The sequence below is a fragment of the Oligoflexus sp. genome (genome assembly GCF_035712445.1).
Lineage (GTDB): Bacteria > Bdellovibrionota_B > Oligoflexia > Oligoflexales > Oligoflexaceae > Oligoflexus.
This window is the reverse complement of sequence record NZ_DASTAT010000087.1, coordinates 17,490-35,461: the sequence shown is the minus strand read 5'-3', so window position 1 is coordinate 35,461 and position 17,972 is coordinate 17,490. Positions and strand designations below refer to the sequence as shown.

Here is a 17,972-nt window from a genome sequence, read left to right as displayed (position 1 = left end):
TTTGAGAAGTTTCCCATTCAGGTCAAACTGCTTGACGATATGCCCCCAGCGCCGTTCTCCGAAACTATGGGTTAAAAACGTGCTATCCGATGTCCCCCAAATCTTATCGAGGATGCCTTCTTCATTTTGAACCCTCTGCATCGGAACCACGCGCGGCAGGAGCTTGAGAAAGGGAATCCGAAGTCTATTGCGAATATACTGCCATTCCGATTTCGCCTTGAGTTCAGTCATGGCCCGGGCAGCACGGTAAATCTGCTGAAGCGCATCGTAGTTGTTATCTTCTTTCAGATAAGCTTTCGCCAACTCTATCCATTCCACAATTCGGCCCACACGATCCGCATCGAATATGGCAACGTTCAATTCTTTCAGCGGGGCTTTGTTGCCGGCTTCATCCACCACGGTGAATGCCAAAGTCCATTCCCCTTCGCTGGGCGCTGAGAGACGGCTGCCGGCTTCCACAAAATTTGAGCAAGGCGCTGATGCCCCCCTATTCTCGCCCCAGCAGCTCAGGACTTTTGTTGTTGAAGCGTCGCTTGAACTCACTTCAAGGGATTCCCCTGGATTCAGGCGCAGAGGACGGCCATCGAGTAGAGCTTCCCGCCCGTTGCGCAGGACTATTTTGGCCTGCGGAGGGGTTCGATCGATCCTGAGCGGACACGTTCGTTCAAAGCCTTTCAGGTTGTTGTGAATATCCAGGAGACTGATAAGCCGGATTTTGGCTGCGAACTTGCCTTCTTTGATAGGAGTCAAATCAAAGCTATGAGTATCACCCTCCTGCCTGGCCAACTCCAACTTCAGTTGAGCCTCCAGCTCGTCTTTCTCACCCAAGAGGCTCATACTTAAAATGAGATTTTCGGCTGCAAAGCGCTCAGAGTAATTGATTTTAATCGGAAGCGCGGAATTTGAAGCAGGCGAAGGGCAATCAAAGCGCGGGAAGCTGGAAGGAATCGCTTCCAGTTGAACACGTCGATAACGCTCGGGCGAAGCTTCGAGCACCTTCCCGAAATTTCCCCCGCCCTCGGACCGCACGACAAGCCATCGCCAGCTTGCAGCGTTTGCTGGAACAGCGACGCAGCCTTTGGACGAAATGGGCAGCTTTTCCATGACCAAATCATCCCGTACCAGCGCCGCCTTTACAAGGTTGGACGTTGGCTTGCCATAGGCCGAAAACGGCTCCACCCACTGCGCAACATCCACAAGGTTCGCATCCTCCCCACAGCGAAGCCGCAGATCATCCACTTCAAGCCGCAGGCGCTGGCAACCCCATAACATCAAAGCACAAACCAGAAGGATTTGCCGCATGCCCCATCCCATCACAAAAAGGATCTTTGTGCGTATTATAAAGCTTTTAGGGAGGCATACGAAGGGAATAGATCCAGGGCGGGGAAATCCGGCTCCGGGGCCGGATTTCAAGAGGCTATCAGCTGGCCGTCGATTTCATCATCCACAGCGATTTCTCAAACTCAGCGACCTTTTCTTCGGCGTAAGCGGCGGTGGTGCTGTCGTCTCCGGCGATGCTGGAGAGGTTGCGGAATTCTTTCAGGAAGTGCTCGCAGTCTTTGATCAGACTCTGCATCACCTGGTCGACGGTGAAGCGGGTTTCGGTTTCCTCTTTCAACCGGGCCTTGGCCAGGGTCTCTTTCAGAGTCACGATAGGCGTTCCACCCAGCTGCAGAATGCGCTCGGCGACGTCGTCGTAGATTTCAGCAAACTGCTCATAGATTTCTTCCGTACGCGCATGAACTCCATAGAACTGAGGTCCACGAACGTTCCAGTGATAGTTATGAACCTTGGTGAACATGACCAATGCATCCGCCATCAGAAGTTGGAGAGAATCTCTTACTTGTGTCATGGTACGTCCTTTCATGAAGTGCTGGCCTAAGGCGGCCTACAGGGCAATAGTTCCATGCCTCCCGCTCGCTGACAACTCGCAAGTATGGCATGGATTGCCCCTGCCCTTCACAAGGACTGAAGAAAGCGCAGAAGCTGACCCCGTTGGGGAGCAGGCAGTGCACTGTAATGCTGACGACTTCGAGACGCCTCACCCCCATGCCAGAGAATGGCTTCCTCCAATGTTCGGGCCCGACCATCGTGCAGAAAAAAGACCCGATTGTTCACTTCCTGAGTCAGACCAATCCCCCAAAGCGGTGATGTTCGCCATTCCGATCCGTTGGCCTTGCCATCCGGTCTGTCATCGGCCAGCTCGCGTCCCATATCATGCAGAAGAAGATCCGTGTAAGGCCAGATCACCTGATTGGCCAGCAAGGGATGCACAGCATCCGGCGCGGTCGTCAAGGAAGGGCGGTGACAGGAGGCGCAGCCACTCTCAAAAAAGAGCGCGCGTCCCGCACGCGTCTCAGGATCATCCGCACCGCGGCGGCCTGGAACCGCCAAAAATCGCGAATAATGCACCAAGAGTTGAAGCTGTTTGTCCTCGACCTCCGGCTCTCCGCCGTGGGGAAGTTCCTGGCAGACAACCTGCGCAGCTGTGCAGTTCTCGGCCGGAAAAATTTTTGTCGTGAGGCCCATGTCGCCATTCAAAGCCCCCGCATCCTGCTCGATCAGACCAGGCTGATTCGCCTTCCAACCAAAGCGTCCGATCTCCGTCTTTCCCGTCACCGGACTGAAAACTTCATTGGCCCGACCGGAAATTCCATCCTGATTGCGATCCTCACTATCCTGGTATTCAAGCAGTGTCGCAGCGCTGACCGCCTCCAGAAGACCCAGGCCATGCACAGGTGGAGCCAGACGCAAGGAGGTCTGAACTTCGGCCGGCAAAGGCCCATAGGCCAACTGCTCCAGCCGCAGCTGGGGTCGTCTTAAAGAAACGCGCGTGCCATCATCCAGCTGATATTCGGAAGCGATCCAATCTATTTTTACCGATGCTTCCGGCTCCGCACCGGGGATCGCCCGGTTTTGGATCTGATCCCCGTAAGCATGAGCCTCCGCCGAAGACAGTCGCACAAGAAGGCCCGTCGGCTCTTCATTCGCATCCATCGGAGGAGCCCCGCGACCATCCCGCAGATGACAGTTCGCACAGGCCCGCGTGATCATCAGCGGCCCGAGGCCATCCCGTCCTTGGGTGGAGGCCGGAGCTGCGACCCACGATTCTGTGAAGAGGGCATCACCGGCCTGAAATTGCAGACGTTCGAGGCCACTTAAATTGGGAAAGGGCAGCGAGAAGGCCTGTGAATTTTTCTCGAACACGGTGGCCTGCCCACCCAGGTTCACATCCTCCGCCTCATTATCGGCGGGAAGGGGCTGGGTGGCAGTGGTCAGAACCAGAAACAGAAACAGGCCGCAAGCAAAGAGTTTTCGCATTTTCATCAGGTCTCTCACTCGCTGCATCAGTTCGTAGCCAAGGGTATGCCAAGGGATTTCGCGGCTTCTTTCACCGCTGTACCTGCATCAACGACCATGAAAATGGTTTCCAAGAAAACTTTTCTTTCTTCGCTACCCTCGGGCGCCATCAGAAGGGAATCATAAGGCGTGGGCAAAGCTTCCGCCGCCTCCAGCGCCGTCGTGAGTTCACCAGTTACGAATTTCGCCATAGCAGGCGAAACAAGCTCATCCGCACCCAGGCCTGGAATACCGTTCACATCACCCGTCCAAACCTGGAGCACACCGCGAATATTCTCGACGATATCCGTCTTGGTATTGTCGCTGAAACAGGAATGCTCATCCTCCTGCGATTGGCTTTCATAGCCGGTGTACATTCTTTCTCCAGCCAGTTCATCGGTCAGCAGCGCGTACATGCCCTTGAAAATTTTCGTCAGCGCTTCCGAAGAGGCCTGCTTCGAAAACTTGTTTCCATAGCTATTCAGATCGCCAGGGCTCCATGCCTCCTTCACAACAGCAATCTGCTTCACCAAAAGATCCGTCGCTGCTTTCAGGTATGTCGCGCGACGCTCGGCATTTTTACCCGTGCCTGGAACATAATCCGTATAAGGCCGCGCTCCCGGTCCCGTCGCCGAAAGGTCCTGCCCCCAAAGCAGGAATTCAATCGCATGAAAACCCGTGGCGACGTTGGTTTCGCTGCCGTTTTCATTGAGGCTGATCAAAAGCTCCGGCGTAATCGTCGGCCACTTGCCGGGCTGGTTGATGATACCGGCGTTCTCAGCACCAACGACGTAATCTATATACGACTCGTCCAAGGGCCAGGCGTTGATCATGCCTTCCACGCCGTAGCTCGCATCGTCGATTGGTCCTTCATAGAAGCGGAAAACTTCCGTCTGCCCCCAAACCACCCGGGCATCGAGCCAGGCGCGCTGAGCAGCGGCCAGGTTATCGGCTGAAGGCTGAGCAATCAGGGCATTCACAGCGGACTGCAGTTTCCCGGCGGTTTCAGAGGCGGCACTGTAGGTTGCATAAACATGAGAGGCATAACTCTGAAGCACAACCTCGCGGGATGCGGCCTTCAAGCCGGCAGTGGGAAAGAAAGGGGCCAAAAGCACGGAGGCAAGAACCCAGGCGCGCATGTTCATTCGACATCTCCCGAATTTGTATAAGAGCAATCAATATGTTGCATAGATACTAATATTGATTTTCATTTTCAAATAAAAAAAAGAGAGGGGGCCAACTCTCCCGGTGAGGAGGTCAACTCTTCCCCGTGAGGAGGTCAACTCTCCCAGTGAAGAGCCAACTCTCCCAGTGAAGAGCCAACTCTCCCGGTGAGGGGGTCAACTCTCCCCGGTGACGGGGAGTTGCAGGTCTCGCGCAGGTCGTTCATGTGAGGGGGAATGAAGGCCTTGGGCTCGGAATCAGCTGGCTATGTTCTGCGAATCACTGCGCCGGGCGATTTCCTTATCGAGCGACTGCTCGGCAAGGGCCTCCATCGGATCGCGATTCTCGTCGAATTCCTTCATATCCTGCGGCAGCTGATTGCTGTTGCTGATGTGCCACAGAAGGACGAGGCAGTTATTCAAGCGATTGACCGTGGACACGAACATCTTCTGCGGCGAGGCCATGGTGTTGACCAGCGTGCTCAGAACCGAGAGGATGATACCCAGGATGGACGTGCTCATCGAAAACGAAACCTTCAGCAAAAAGCCATCCAGGATCACTTTCGAACGATCGATGTCAGCGAAATCAAGGCCGCCGAGATCAGGAAGGGCCTTCATGATGCCCAGGAAGGTTCCAAAGATACCACTGACGATGAAGATACCGGGCATGGTGTTCAACACATCGTTGAAGAACGAGGCCGGGAACACTCCGAAGATACGGTTATAGGCCGGGTTCGCCTCCATCACATGGATCGAGATTTCCGTGAAATTGGGCTGGCTGTCCTCGGAATAGCGCAGGTTGCGGAACTGCTTCAGAAGGTCTTTCACAAGGCGCGCCGTCCCGTGCTGGATGAGGAAGATCCTATCCATCAGCGAGGCGACATAATCGGGCTTTCTGCGCATCATGATCGAACGCACGATGAAGAGTTCGTAGAAGGTCTTCTCCATCAGCTTTTTTGCGACCATGTAGAACGAGGTCTCGTGCTCGCGCTGATGCGAGTCCACGAAGTTATCGATCCGCTTGGCGAACTCGCGCGCGAACCAGTGGCCGCGGCGAATGTTGAAGAAGATCACCACCCGAAAGAAGACCGAGGCCGCGAACGCCAGCAGCATGAGCGGCATCAGGAGATCGGCGAAGAATGCGACGATCCCGTTGATAATGGCATGAGTAAGGGATTCCAAATTCACGTCTGACTCCTACTGGTCTTTAAGATCGAAGGTAATGATAACCTTCTGTTGCTTGCGACAATCATATTTCTTGCAGAAGGTCTCGCGACTCAGCCCCTGCTCCACGTTGTGGCCCTTGACCCCATCCGCCAGGTAACTGCGGCCCGAGACGTTGACAAGTCCCAGGAGCCGGTTCTGGTTGCTGTACTTCATTTTATTAACATCGAAGATGTATTCAAAGATGGACTTGGCGCGGCGGTAGCTCAAGTCGAGGTTATAGTTGACCGCTTCCCGGTCTTTTTCGGAAAGACTCTGGGGATCGACGAACTTGCCCCGATAGGTGGGCGAAGCGAAACCGACGATTTCCACCGACTGGATCATGGGCGCGATCTTGGGATCTTCGAAAAGATTGTTCGCATAGATGGGGATGAATTTTTTCAGGGTCGTGATCATGCTCGGCTTCAGCTCGGCGCTATCCGTTTCAAAATAGTCGTCTCCGAAAGAGAGCGTGACATCGCCAGTCCTTGGATTGACATCCGCTTCGATCCCGGCCTTCGCGAGGCCCTGCCGCATGCGATCGGCAATCTGCTTGCGCGCGCGCTCGCGGTCCTGGCTCTCCTTCGCGATATTGGCGAGGCCCTGCTTTTCCTTCTCCAGGGCATCTATGTACTTCTTATAGTCGTCTTTTTCCTTCTTGTTCTTCTCGATCGAATCTTCCGCCTGGCGGATCTTGGCCTGCAGTCCCGCGACCTTATCATTCAATTCCCGGCCCAGGTCATCGGCTTTCTTTTTATACGCCGCTTCCGCCGCCGCCTTATCAGCAGCCGAGGCACGGGCCGCGGCCAGCTGCTTATTGAGGCGGGATTTCTCGCCTTCGAGTTCCTTGGCAAAACCGGCCTTCAGACCTTCGATCTGATTCTGGAAATCGCCCTTGGCCTTTTCCAGATCACCCAGCAGCTTGCCCTTTTCCTTTTCGGTCATGGCTATGGTGGTCGAAGCCTTCTTCAGTTCGCCGCGCAATCCAGTCAGCTCGCTGCTGGCGTTGCTCAGACTGCCTTCCAGGTCATCTCTTTCCTTTTTCAACTGGCCGATCTTCTCGGCCGAGGCCACACGCATCTCCTCGATTTTTTCCGCCAGCTTGCCCCGATCCGTCTCGGTTTTCTGGAGCTGGCCGATCTTGGCCTGCAGCTCTCTTTGCGTTTTATTGATCTCGCCGTTCTTCTCGTCCAGGGCCGCTTTTTTCATCTGGATATCTTTTCGGAGCTGATCGACTTCCTGCTCCCGGCGGGCCAGCTCTTCCTGATTGCGTTCAATCGTTTGGGAAATGCGCGAGATTTTATCATCCTTCACGGCCAGTTCGCGATCCTTGTCCTGGATCTCGCGGTTGGCTTCGGCCAGGCTGCGGCGCTTTTCATCGATCACCGTGTCCTTGTCCTGCAGGTTGGCTTTTGCCAGCATGTTGGCATTGATGATATTGCGCACGATCTGCTGATAACGGTTCAAAGCCACTTCCTTGGCCTTGTTTTCCTGGGCTTCCTTGGTCAGGCGCTGCTTTTCCTGGTTGGCTTCTTCCTGCAGGAGGGAAAGCTTATCCATCAGCTCCGTGTAAAGCTGCTGCTCTTCCTTGCTGGCATTGGTTTCCAGATAATTGTCTTTCAGAGCGTTATAGACCCGGTTCTGCTCCTGATAGTCCTGAGCCTCGACCAGCATCTGCTGATATTCGATCTGATTTTTGATGGACTCCGCGCCGTTGCGCAGGGAGCTGACCACGAAGAGGAGCAGGAATATCGTGGAAAGCATCATGAAGAGGTCACTCGCCGCAGGCCACATGTCCTGCTGATGCTCCGGCTTGTCACCTAAATTATGGTAATCCCAACTCATGCGGTTTTCTCACCTTGCTGTTTTTCTATGCATCGGCAGAAAACCTGGACCGATAAAGTCCCCGACCTAAAAAACTTAAGCCCGGGGGGGAATTCTTACCAAATGAAATCAGGGAATTATTTTTCACGATATCCTCCGTTTGGCGATAGGCGTCAAGGATCGGGCGTATTCAACCGAAAGGCTTTCGGAATAATCTGCCCAGTGAATGCGTGCTGCCATGGGATGCCATGAGTCAAAAGAAAGACCAATTCGAGGATGAGTTTGATGCGGACGAGCTGGAGCCGACCCGCGTGCACGCGCATGCCGAGCCGGAGCCGAGCGAAGCGCCGGCCATGACCTCCGATTTGGATCTTAGACTGCAAAAGGCTCAGGCGCAAAAGATCGAAGCCGAACTGAACCTGCGAAAATTCGCTCTGGAACGCGACATCGAGCAGCTCGAGCATAGCCATCTGGCGAGGACCCAGCAGCTTTCCCTGCTGAGCCAGCAGACGAACCTGAAGCAGGATGAACTGCATAGCATCCGCAGTGAAATCCAGGAACTTTCGCAGGCGATATCCGACAAGCGCCTGACCGTAGAAAGCCTCAAGACCTCGATCGAGGAAGAGCGGCAGCAGCTGACCAGCTTGAAAAACGCTGCCAGTGACCTGCAGCTCGATATTCAAAGGCTGCATGATACCCGTAAATCCCAGGAAACTTTTCTCCTGGACCATGATCGCCAGATCAAAAAGTTTCAGGAACGCCAGAACGCGATGCTGGCCCAGACAGCCCGGATCGAAGAGGATCTTGAAGCGCTGCAGGAAATGTTCGAGTCCGAGAAGGCGAAGCTCGATGCCCTTCTCGTCCGTGAGGCCAAGGCGCAGGAAAGCTATGATGAGCTTCTGAAGGCCAGCAGTGAACTCGACAAGGTCATCCAGGCCCGCAAGGATGAACTCGCCGCGATCATCGAAGAATGCCAGGATCAATCACGGATCATCATGGCCAAGGCCCGCAAGGATGCCGAGACGATTCGCGATGAAACGCAAAAGGCCGCGGACCTTCTTCTTCAGGAAAGCCTGCAGAAAGCCCATCAGACAGCCAGCGAGAAACTCTCCCAGGCGGAAGCCTCGGCCGATCGCATCATGGCCGACGGTCGTATGGAGGCCACGCGCCTTCTGGCCACGAGCCGCGATAAATCACGAGCCCTGGTCGAAGAGGCCGAAAATCATTCCACGAAGCTGACCGCCCGCGCCCAAAGCCAATACGAGCAGATGATCGAAGAGGCGAAGAAGGAAGTGGCAGCGCTCATCAGCAAGGCCCAGAAAGAGGGCGAGCTGGTGACGGAAGAAGCCAAAAAACGTATTCAGCTGCTCCAGACAGCGGCCTATGAAGAAAAGCAGCGCATCCTGGATAGCGCGAATCAAACCCAGCGGCAGATGCTGGAGGACGCGCAAAGACTCCGCCAGGAAAAGATCGAAGAGGCCCACCGCTATGCGAAGGAAATCGTCGACGAAGCGGTTGAGACGCAAAAATCCCTGCAAAAAGAGACCGACGGCCTTGCAGGTTATTTGGACCAGGAAAAATCCAAATTCCACGAGGCTTTGACCAGGGAACGCGCAGAGATTCTCAAAGAGCTGAATCTCGATCGGCAGAAGTTCAGCGAAAGAGTGCGGGACGAGGAAAAGCGCCTGGAATCCCTGCGTCAGCAGCTGGTCAATGACTTCACGCGGGAAAAGACGCAGCTTTATCAGGACGTCGAACGCGAGAAGGCCCTGGCCGCGGAAAAAGCCCAGGCCCTGATGAAAGTTGCGGAAGAGGAGCATCGGAAGCTCGAAGCCACGCTGAACGAGCGTCGACTGGCTTTTGACAAGGAATTGATCAGCAAGAAAGAGCAGCATGAAAAAGACCTGCTCGATCGGACTCAGAAGCTGACCGAGGAATGGAATAGAAAGGGCGAGAAGATCGCCAAATCCCTGGAGCAAAAAGCCCAGGAGCTGGCCGATCAGAATCAGGCCGCGAAGCTCAAGGCGGAAGAGGATATCAAAGCCCTGCGCGCCCAGACCGAGCGCGAACTCGTTCAGCAGCGGATGCAGCAGGAAGTGGCGCTCCAGAACTGGGTGAAAGCGCAGCAGGAAAACTTTCAGAACGTGCAAACGCGTCATCGCGCGCAAATTCTCGATACCATCACAGCCCTGGTGCAGACCGCTGTGCGTCCGCATGTTCCTGGCCTGGATCCGCATAAGATCGCGCAGCTCGGCGCCACCATACGCAAGGCTGCGGACGAGGCCTTCCTGGAAGCGGAAAAACAAACCCAGGCCGCCGCCATTCAATCCCAGCAGACACCGGGTGCACGCGCGCAGTTCAAGGACCTTCGCTACTGGCGTCAGCTGCTGCTGCACTCCGGTATGAAGTGGGGCGCTTTGGGGCTGGCCATCGCTCTGGCGGTTTTCATTTGGAACTTCAATTCCGATCAGCCGAGCATGTCGGCTCAAAACAGTTATGTGGCCGATGAAATCAAAAAAAGAAAGAAGATCCCCTACTCGCCTGAGCAGAGCCACAGCTTCAAAGGGAACTACACGGATAATGTCCTCTATACGACGGACTACCTCGACTACGAGCGGCACAAGGACATTCGCAATCGTTGGATCGTGGCCCTGAATCGCTATGGACTTGATAAACTCGACATCAACAATGAAGCCATTGTGAAGCTTCTGGCCAAGGAAGCCACCATGCTCAAGCAGCTGGAGCGGATGAAGGGCGACATTGATGCCAAGGAGCCCGCGCCCGAAATCGCCCGGATGCGCGAGCTGGAAGAGAAATATCGTCAGCAGCTCATCGGCATCGTGGGATCAGAAGAAAAATTCAAGGCCTTCCTGACTTTCAAGGCGCATTACTTCGAGAAGGCGATGCAGCAGCCGCTGAACTGAACGCCCGCGGAGCGGATTTTACCCTTGAGTCTGAATTTCCCCAGCCAACTCGGCCTCTAGACGGTGTAATCGACCATGTTGCCGAGAATTTGCGACATGGCCGGCGTCGGCTTGCGCAGGCGTTGTCTCACCTTCTGGAATCGGATATATTTGCCGAATTCTCATGTTCTTGCAAAAACCCCATCCAGGCAACGACGGATGGAACAGGCTGGAGCATAAAGCCTTTTTGGATTTACCCGAAGAGCATGAGGCGCGCGACTGCTCTTGAGAAAGGTTAAGCCTGATGCCCTTTCGGACCACATCCCTGGCAACCCGGGCCTCGCTGGCCGTCTTCACCATCTCTCTTTTTGTGGTGATTGCGCTGTCCGCATTTCAGCTTATCTATGATTACAATGAAGAGCTTGATCAGGTGAACAGCCAGATCGAGGCTCTGGAAGCCTCCGTCCTGAGTATCGTGAGCCGCAGTCTTTGGACCTACGATCAGGATCAGCTCCGTTCCATTCTGCTCGGTTTGAAGACCCTGCCTTACGTCAGCTACGCGGCGATTGGCAGCGATGACGGTCTGATCATGAGCCAGGGCGAGAGGCCGCAGGTCGCGATCTTTAAAAAGATCGACATCACCTCGCCCGCCGCGCCCTACGAAGTGATCGGCGAGCTGATCATCGAAGCGGAAAAGCAGCAGATCATCGACAACCTCTGGCGTCGCGCCAAGTCCATACTCCTGACCAACTTTCTTCTGATCATGCTGATCAGCGGCATCATCATCCTCATCTTCCAGTTCCGCGTCACCAAACCCCTGATCGAGCTGTCGGAGTATGCCTCCAAGATCCAGATGAACTCGCTCAGCAATACGATAGATCCCCGGCGCCTGCAGGACGAGCACGAGGTCGGGCGCGTTTATCGAGCGATCGACACCATGCAAAGGAACATTCAAAAAGACTTTCAGACCATCCTGGAAGCGGAAGCCGAGCTTGAGAAGTATAAGAGCAACCTGGAAAAGCTGGTCCAGGAACGCACGGAGAAGCTGATCCAGACCACCAAGAACCTGGTCGAATCCTCGCGCAAGGCAGGCATGGCCGAGGTTGCGATCGGTGTTTTGCATAACATCGGCAATGCGCTGACCGGCGCCAACGTCAAGGTTCAGAATCTGCATCATTCGTTTCAGAATGAAACCCCGATTGGTCACCTGCAGGATCTGATCAAGCTCCTGAAAGAGCAGGAACCCAAGCTCGGAGAGTTTCTTACGCAGGACGATCGCGGCAAGAAGGTCCTCCCCTTCCTGGAGGTCATCAGCCAGGAACTCAATGACCAGCATGAAGACCATAAGCAGATGATCACGCTTCTGCGCAAGGACCTCAGCACGGTCTCGCAGCTGATCGCCAAGCAGCAGTCGCATGCGAAATTCACCGGGACGGTCGAGAACCTGCTCTTCGCCGATTGCGTCGAGGACGTCCTGGCCCTTCAGTCCTATGAGATGGACAAGTATCATGTGAAGGTTCAGAAGACTTATCAAGCGAGCGTGACGCTCTCGAGCGACCGGCATAAGGTGCTGCAGATCCTGACCAACCTGATCAGCAACGCGATCCAGGCGATGCATCAGAATCAGGGACCAAGGCTTTTGACAATAAAAGTGTTCCGCGAAGGCGATCAGGTCGGGGCTTCGGTGACGGACAATGGCACCGGGATCACCGACGATCAGATGACTCATATGTTCCGCTACGGCTACACGACCAAAAAATCAGGTCATGGCTTCGGTCTGCATAGCTGTTCGATCGATGCGAAGATATTGGGCGGGACTTTGAGCTGCACCAGCGAAGGTCGCGGCAAGGGTTCGACCTTCACGCTGATGCTGCCGATTGAAACCAAAAGCCGCGGAGCGCCTTCGGACGAGGATCTGCTCACCCAGATTGACAATCCACCGACCGAGCTGCAGAGCAGTTGAATCCTCCCGTTCAAAGAGGACTTGGATTCTCCAAACGAACAAGAGCGATGGACTGACTGCTGCCAATGCGTGACGCGCCGGCAGCCACCAGTTCCAAGGCCTTGGCCCGGTCTTTGATTCCACCCGAGGCTTTCACATGCATCTCCGGTTTGATGGACGCCCGCATGAGGGCCACATGCTCCGCGAGGGCCCCATGACTGCCAAAGCCGGTCGAGGTCTTCACATATTCAAAACCGGCATCGGCCGCGAGGCGCGACGCCAAAGCGATTTCATCCAGACTGAGATTGCAGGTTTCGAGGATCAGTTTATAGAGCGCCTTCGGCACAGCCCGGCGCAAAGCCGCAAGCTCACGAGCCACATACGCGGTGTCACCGGCTTTCATCGCGCCCGTGTTCAGGACCACATCGAGTTCCACTGCACCCGCCGCGAAAGATTTTTCCGCTTCATAAACTTTGACGTCGGTGCTGTTCGCTCCCAAAGGAAAGCCAATCACCGTACAGAGCGCGACGGCGCTGCCCTGCAGCCGTTCCTTGGCCAAGGGAATAAACCAGGGGTTGACGCAGACGGCTGCAAAGTGAAAGGCCTTGGCCTCGTCACAGAGTTTTTCGATTTCATGCGGCTGCGCGTCGGCACGCAGCAGTGTATGGTCGATCTTCGCAGCGAGGCTCGCGTCCCAACTGCCATGAGGTCCGATTGTGATGGGTTCTGTGGACATGTCGATCTCCTTTATGAGTCCCCGATCATCATAATCGCGATGCCGGCTACCGCCAAGAGAGTAAGGGCCACGCTCTTCCAGCTCACGCGCTCACCAAGTAAAAAGTGAGCGATCGGTAAAATCCAGACTGGGTAAGTGCTGCTTATGGCGGTCGTCACCCCGGCCTTGGCATACTTGGCCCCGGTTGACATCAGAAGCAGTCCCAGAAAGGTTCCCATAAAGGCCGCGCCCGTTAAGATCAAGCCATTTCGCATGGGACTGAAGACCAGCTTCAGGGGTTCCCAGCCCGACCGCATGTAACTCATCACAGAAAGCACCAAAAGCGCCGGCAGAACGCGCAGAAGGGTCCCGGTGATGACATCCACCCCCTGCAGGGACTGCCGCAGGATAATGACAGCCAGGGCCTGACAGACCGCAGCCCCCAGGGCCGCAGCTACGCCAGACCAGTCCAGCTCCACGGTATCCGCCGGTCCCCGGTCTTTCAGCGCGATGAGCCAGGCCAGGGCACCCGTGGTCACCAAAAGGCCGAGCCACTCCCATTGGCTGAGCGCCTCATGGAAGGCGAACCAGGAGATCACGGCCGCCAGGGGTGGCGCGAGGCACTGGATGACCGACGAGCGCTGCACGCCGATCGTTTTGATGCCGTGGAAAAAAAGTGTGTCACCGAGCGCGAGACCAATGAGGCCCGACAGCGCGAAGGCTCCGATGCGCAGGCCGTCTTCAGGCAGATGAAAGCCCATCACGAATCCAGTGATGGTGAGACAGGTGAGCGCGACGAAATTTTTGTAAAGATTGAGTCCTGCGGAGGGCACGCGCCTTCCATACCGGGAGTAAAGAGACAGGGAACAGGCCCAGATGATGGCAGCGGCCAAGGAAGCTGCTTCTCCGAGCAGCTGACCCGACAGGGAAGGCATGCGAGACGTCCTTTCTCTAAGGCGTGGCGAACAGCTGCAAACAGTAGCATCTCCCCGCGCGAAAGCCAATTCTTTCACCCGGTCCGAATTCAGAGCCAGGGGTTTCCTGCAAAACCTCGCACCGCGTGATTCGGACGGGAAAATTACGCCCGGATAAGAGCCTGGATGATCTCGGGAATCGGGGCAGGCGGGACTTTTCGCTGAGTCGAGCCGCTCTTATTCCATGTAGGTCGTGGAACTTCATAACAGATGGCTTCAGAGGATACCCTATGGAATTTCACATGAACAAGGATCGGATGCACGCAGTACGTGCGTTTCTGATATTCAGGTTGACTCTTACCAATTCCCTCATTCACTCGCCTGGAGAAAGCTCACCAAAACGTCTGCAACACAATAAAAAAAATTAGAGGAAACCAGCCTTTTATTAGTCGACCAGATATCGTTCGCAGCCTTTGCTGCGAACGATTTTTTTTCCTTTCATGCGTTCAATGAAACCTGCCCTTCCGATAGACGCGCAGGCGAACCGGCCTCAGGCTCGGTTCATACAGCTCCCGCAGTTTGTTGCCAAAATTCTGTCCACGGGAAGGAATCCACAGGCGTTCGAGGTTCTGCAGGCGCAAAAGTTTCCAAAGCATAAGCGAGTCCTCCGGCATGATCACCATGAATCCTCTAGCTTCCTTTGGCTTATACATTCCTCTTCGGACCCCATGGCCGAAAGGCCAAATGCCCTGATTTATCTCTTTGTTTTCCGTGTCTTAAAGCGACTTTTACCCGAAGTTAACCGCGGTGAATAACCGGGCTTGAGGGGCGTTTTTCGGGCAATAAAAAAGCCGCCTGCAAAAATGCGAAGCGGCCCTTCTCTGTGTTGGAACCAAAGGATCAGGATGGAAGCTGCTGAGCCAGCGATGTGGTCGGCGTTCCCATGATGCGTTCATAATAGTTGTCGAGGAACAAGATGAACGCGCTCAGGATTTCCGTCTTGCTGCGCGCACCCACTTTGCTGTTGATGTTTTTAACGTGGATGCGAACCGTGTTCTGGCTGATGCCGAGTTTCTGCGAAATGTCTTCGGCGTTCACGACGCGCGCAATCATCAATTGCAGTACATCCTGCTCACGGGGACTAAGATTGTACTGTTTACTGAATGCCACCATCGGTACTTTAACTTTGTCTGCTCTCATTTGTTTTCCCACCTCTCGTGTTGCCTTGATTCATCCCTCTCTTCTCGCACGGGAACCCCTGCTCTATAGGGAGCTTGAATCTTTCGCTTGAGTAAAGATCATTATAAGTAATGAGGCCACTTGAACCTGTCAACTCCAAAAAACCCTCGTAGCAAAGGTTCTCGATGATCGTGAGCTGTGCTAAAGTGAAAGCCATACAAGTTCAGGATGGTCGCATGATGCAGTGTTGGCGTCGGTTTGCTTCACCGTGGCGGAGAATTTGGCCAAAATGCGCCATTTCGACATTAAAATGCGCCTTTCTGATTGGGTTACTCGGTATTTATGACCGTGCTCACGGTGATTTTGACAGCGCCGACTCTATCCACCATCTCTTCAACGCTCACCTTCTGCAGCCAAAAGAATTTCAAGTTTCGGTCGCAGGAAACGCGCAAGCAGGGATTACCCCGGACCTGGAATTGGGCCTGCAGGGCCTTGCGTACGTCATTCAACCGCCACTCTGGAATTTCTCGATCAAGCACCGAATGTTCACCACGAACAATTTCCAAACTTCGTTCAACGGCCACACATTCTTCTTCCCCAGCGGGGATGAACGTTTGCTGCTCTCGCTTCACGGCGTGATCACAAGCTATAAATTCACCACGCATCAGCATCTCAACTTCGGCCTTATGGATGGACTCATCATGTCCTTCAGTCGAGACGGGCAGTCCAGCCTTCATCTCGTGACCCCGGTCATAGGCTGGGACGGGGTGATCAATTCCCATCTGGCTTATTCCGCCACCCTTCTGCGTCCTGTCTATGCCAGCGAAGAGCAGGAATCCCAGCGTTTCGGTGAAGGCAACCGGCAGCTTGATTTCACCAGCGGCAAAGCCAAACCCGCGTTTGCCATGGCCACTCTGATTTTCTCGTGGGGCTCCTTCCACATCGAAGCCGGTGCGATCCACGTGAGCTATGAAAAGAATCTGACTCTCCCCTATGCCAACCTCTTTTGGAGGTTTCAGCTGTGAGACGCATTGTCCTGATCACCCCGCTCCTGGCAACGGGCTGCATCGCGCCCAAGGAAAAACCGGAATATCCGATCGTCGCGCGCATCCTGAGTTCGATCGATGGCCGCTATCAGCTGGGCGAGGTCACCATTCCGAGCCTGACCGACGTCGATCGTATGATAGGAACAGTCGGAGCCATCAAAGGCCAGGCGGCGCTGAACGTCGACGCGGACGTGGCCGAGATCATGGCCTCGACCGATCCGGATGCCGTTTACAGCGACCGCGGGCATCCTGTGGAAACGGATTACCTTGTGAAGGACGGGGTGGTGATTCCGCAGAATTTCCAGACCATGGAAATGCTCGGGCTCTATTCCGTCTATGAACGCACCGTGAGTTTCTGGGAAACCAACTTCAATATCCCCTTCGAAGACGTCGGTTTTCCCAGCCTTTACTATAATCCCCGCCTGCGCCGCGAAAAGGATGGCGAGCAGGTGGAAATCAGCACCACCATGAATGCGGCCTACCTGCCGGGCGTTCGCGATTTCTGGTTTTTCAAGACCGCCTCGCGCGAGCACGTTCCTGTGAAGATGAATTTCGGAGTGGTGGCGCATGAATTCGGGCACTTCATATTCGACTATCATTTTGCCGAATTCGATCGCACAATCTACAATACCAAGCTCGGGCTGAATGAAAATTTCCTCTCCGGCCTGAACGAAGGCCTCGCCGATTACTTCTCGTATGCCGTGACGGAAAGCGTGACGGAATTCGGAGCCTCGCTACCGGAGCTGGATCAGGAAAGGCGCCTGCCGGTAAGCTGGACGCTGCGCACCTCGCTCAACGGCGTCTGCAAAGGCAGCTTCTATTGCCAGGGTTCCGTGCTGGCGTCCGCTCTCTATGAAATCGCCCAGCTTCCCGGCCAGAGCCCTTTGCTCGTGGCCACGCACGCCTTCGATGCCCTGCCCGCGTTTCGTCAGACGTGGAAAGAGCGCCGGGACGTCGATCTTTTGGATTACAGCGCGCTGCTCAACGCCATACTCCTGGAAGTCCCGGCGGACCAGACAGCTTACTGCACAGTATTCAGGAAATGGTTCGACACGGATAATGTAAGGCTGAACCTCAGATGCCCGAATTAAAGTTCAAGAGCCTCGGCCTCCTCCTTCTCCTCTCGATCCCGGCCCAGGCCGAGATCATGACGCCCGCTTTGCCCTGGAGCAGCGTCGGCCTCGGTCTTTCCACGCTGCATGTGGAGCAGCCGGATCAAGGCAACGAACAGAGATACCGCTGGGATCTTCACGAATACATACGCATGCCCTGGGGCCTGAGGCTGCACAATAGGCTCGGCGTGGCTCGTGACACCCGCCCACGCGCCGACTCCCTGCAGGTTCATCATCATTTTTATGAGCTGGGCACCGCCATGCAATGGACGGGGACCAAACTTTTCCGCTATGGCCTGGGCGCGGGACCTCTTTTGATTGTCGAACAAACGATGACCCGGGTCCAACTGGAAGAAACCAAGGAGCGCACCAACAGTCGTCTGCAGCTCGGCGGCGTCCTGGAAACCCAGCTTGACTATGCCTTCAACACCACATGGGAATTGGCTTTGACCGCCGCCTTCCAATTCCGCCCCGCGGTGAAAAAGCAGGATTTTGCATTCGGCGTGAGCCTTCAGTATAATCGTGGTGCTCCACGCAAGGACGACAGCACAAAACCCAAAACCCCTGCCCCTGTGCAGGCTGGCGCCCAGTGAACTTGTATGAGACGATCGTCCTGTGCTATGAAAAGTCGC

Annotated in this window: 15 protein-coding genes; 5 read left to right on the top strand and 10 right to left on the bottom strand. The window is 55.1% G+C overall.

Annotated elements, in window-relative coordinates; translation table 11 throughout:
* The 6 genes from VFO10_RS19275 to VFO10_RS19250 form a co-directional block, all read right to left on the bottom strand.
* On the bottom strand, window positions 1-1,302 hold a 1,302-nt coding region (locus tag VFO10_RS19275), incomplete at its 3' end, for a hypothetical protein (RefSeq protein ID WP_325143210.1).
* A 118-nt stretch (window positions 1,303-1,420) separates the two neighbouring features.
* Complete coding sequence (locus VFO10_RS19270; RefSeq protein WP_325143208.1) at window positions 1,421-1,852, bottom strand: Dps family protein; 432 nt, start codon at window positions 1,850-1,852, stop codon at window positions 1,421-1,423.
* A 107-nt stretch (window positions 1,853-1,959) separates the two neighbouring features.
* Window positions 1,960-3,321, bottom strand: a complete 1,362-nt coding sequence (locus tag VFO10_RS19265; protein WP_414697042.1) for a di-heme oxidoredictase family protein — start codon at window positions 3,319-3,321, stop codon at window positions 1,960-1,962.
* A gap of 26 nt (window positions 3,322-3,347) precedes the next feature.
* The gene (locus VFO10_RS19260; RefSeq protein WP_325143204.1) at window positions 3,348-4,484 is read right to left on the bottom strand and encodes an imelysin family protein; all 1,137 of its coding nucleotides are present in this window, start codon (window positions 4,482-4,484) and stop codon (window positions 3,348-3,350) included.
* Between the two features lie 276 nt (window positions 4,485-4,760).
* Entirely contained in the window at window positions 4,761-5,690 is a 930-nt protein-coding gene (locus tag VFO10_RS19255; RefSeq protein ID WP_325143202.1) for a hypothetical protein, read from the bottom strand.
* Window positions 5,691-5,699: 9 nt separating this feature from the next.
* A complete protein-coding gene (locus VFO10_RS19250; protein WP_325143200.1) occupies window positions 5,700-7,550 on the bottom strand; it encodes a hypothetical protein in 1,851 nt (616 codons plus the stop codon).
* Between the two features lie 227 nt (window positions 7,551-7,777).
* On the opposite strand from VFO10_RS19250, the gene VFO10_RS19245 reads away from it, so the two are divergent.
* Window positions 7,778-10,453 carry a hypothetical protein gene (locus VFO10_RS19245; protein ID WP_325143198.1) on the top strand — a complete coding sequence of 892 codons (2,676 nt, stop codon included), beginning with the start codon at window positions 7,778-7,780 and terminating at the stop codon, window positions 10,451-10,453.
* A gap of 283 nt (window positions 10,454-10,736) precedes the next feature.
* A complete protein-coding gene (locus tag VFO10_RS19240; RefSeq protein WP_325143196.1) occupies window positions 10,737-12,395 on the top strand; it encodes a sensor histidine kinase in 1,659 nt (552 codons plus the stop codon).
* A 10-nt stretch (window positions 12,396-12,405) separates the two neighbouring features.
* Here VFO10_RS19240 and deoC read toward each other — a convergent pair whose 3' ends face one another.
* The 4 genes from deoC to VFO10_RS19220 form a co-directional block, all read right to left on the bottom strand.
* Window positions 12,406-13,110 carry a deoxyribose-phosphate aldolase gene (gene deoC, locus VFO10_RS19235; RefSeq protein WP_325143193.1) on the bottom strand — a complete coding sequence of 235 codons (705 nt, stop codon included), beginning with the start codon at window positions 13,108-13,110 and terminating at the stop codon, window positions 12,406-12,408.
* 11 nt (window positions 13,111-13,121) lie between these two features.
* Window positions 13,122-14,024, bottom strand: coding sequence for a DMT family transporter (locus VFO10_RS19230; protein ID WP_325143191.1), 903 nt, complete (start codon window positions 14,022-14,024; stop codon window positions 13,122-13,124).
* Between the two features lie 485 nt (window positions 14,025-14,509).
* Window positions 14,510-14,659, bottom strand: a complete 150-nt coding sequence (locus tag VFO10_RS19225) for a hypothetical protein (RefSeq protein WP_325143189.1) — start codon at window positions 14,657-14,659, stop codon at window positions 14,510-14,512.
* 244 nt (window positions 14,660-14,903) lie between these two features.
* The gene (locus VFO10_RS19220; RefSeq protein ID WP_325143187.1) at window positions 14,904-15,203 is read right to left on the bottom strand and encodes a helix-turn-helix transcriptional regulator; all 300 of its coding nucleotides are present in this window, start codon (window positions 15,201-15,203) and stop codon (window positions 14,904-14,906) included.
* A gap of 521 nt (window positions 15,204-15,724) precedes the next feature.
* Here VFO10_RS19220 and VFO10_RS19215 point away from each other — a divergent pair.
* The 3 genes from VFO10_RS19215 to VFO10_RS19205 are packed head-to-tail and all read left to right on the top strand — an operon-like array spanning window position 15,725 to window position 17,933.
* A complete protein-coding gene (locus tag VFO10_RS19215; protein WP_325143185.1) occupies window positions 15,725-16,207 on the top strand; it encodes a hypothetical protein in 483 nt (160 codons plus the stop codon).
* Window positions 16,204-17,319, top strand: a complete 1,116-nt coding sequence (locus tag VFO10_RS19210) for a hypothetical protein (protein ID WP_325143183.1) — start codon at window positions 16,204-16,206, stop codon at window positions 17,317-17,319. Before VFO10_RS19215 ends, VFO10_RS19210 begins: the two co-directional genes overlap by 4 nt.
* Complete coding sequence (locus VFO10_RS19205) at window positions 17,307-17,933, top strand: hypothetical protein (RefSeq protein WP_325143181.1); 627 nt, start codon at window positions 17,307-17,309, stop codon at window positions 17,931-17,933. Before VFO10_RS19210 ends, VFO10_RS19205 begins: the two co-directional genes overlap by 13 nt.
* Window positions 17,934-17,972 lie beyond the last annotated feature (39 nt).

Bases quoted from the DNA above. Each gene is read 5' to 3' on its own strand.
- VFO10_RS19220 (WP_325143187.1), bottom strand. From the start codon at position 15,203: ATGAGAGCAGACAAAGTTAAAGTACCGATGGTGGCATTCAGTAAACAG.
- VFO10_RS19230 (WP_325143191.1), bottom strand. From the start codon at position 14,024: ATGCCTTCCCTGTCGGGTCAGCTGCTCGGAGAAGCAGCTTCCTTGGCC.
- VFO10_RS19245 (WP_325143198.1), top strand. From the start codon at position 7,778: ATGAGTCAAAAGAAAGACCAATTCGAGGATGAGTTTGATGCGGACGAG.
- deoC (WP_325143193.1), bottom strand. From the start codon at position 13,110: ATGTCCACAGAACCCATCACAATCGGACCTCATGGCAGTTGGGACGCG.
- VFO10_RS19265 (WP_414697042.1), bottom strand. From the start codon at position 3,321: ATGCGAAAACTCTTTGCTTGCGGCCTGTTTCTGTTTCTGGTTCTGACC.
- VFO10_RS19225 (WP_325143189.1), bottom strand. From the start codon at position 14,659: ATGCTTTGGAAACTTTTGCGCCTGCAGAACCTCGAACGCCTGTGGATT.
- VFO10_RS19250 (WP_325143200.1), bottom strand. From the start codon at position 7,550: ATGAGTTGGGATTACCATAATTTAGGTGACAAGCCGGAGCATCAGCAG.
- VFO10_RS19270 (WP_325143208.1), bottom strand. From the start codon at position 1,852: ATGACACAAGTAAGAGATTCTCTCCAACTTCTGATGGCGGATGCATTG.
- VFO10_RS19215 (WP_325143185.1), top strand. From the start codon at position 15,725: ATGTTCACCACGAACAATTTCCAAACTTCGTTCAACGGCCACACATTC.
- VFO10_RS19240 (WP_325143196.1), top strand. From the start codon at position 10,737: ATGCCCTTTCGGACCACATCCCTGGCAACCCGGGCCTCGCTGGCCGTC.
- VFO10_RS19205 (WP_325143181.1), top strand. From the start codon at position 17,307: ATGCCCGAATTAAAGTTCAAGAGCCTCGGCCTCCTCCTTCTCCTCTCG.
- VFO10_RS19260 (WP_325143204.1), bottom strand. From the start codon at position 4,484: ATGAACATGCGCGCCTGGGTTCTTGCCTCCGTGCTTTTGGCCCCTTTC.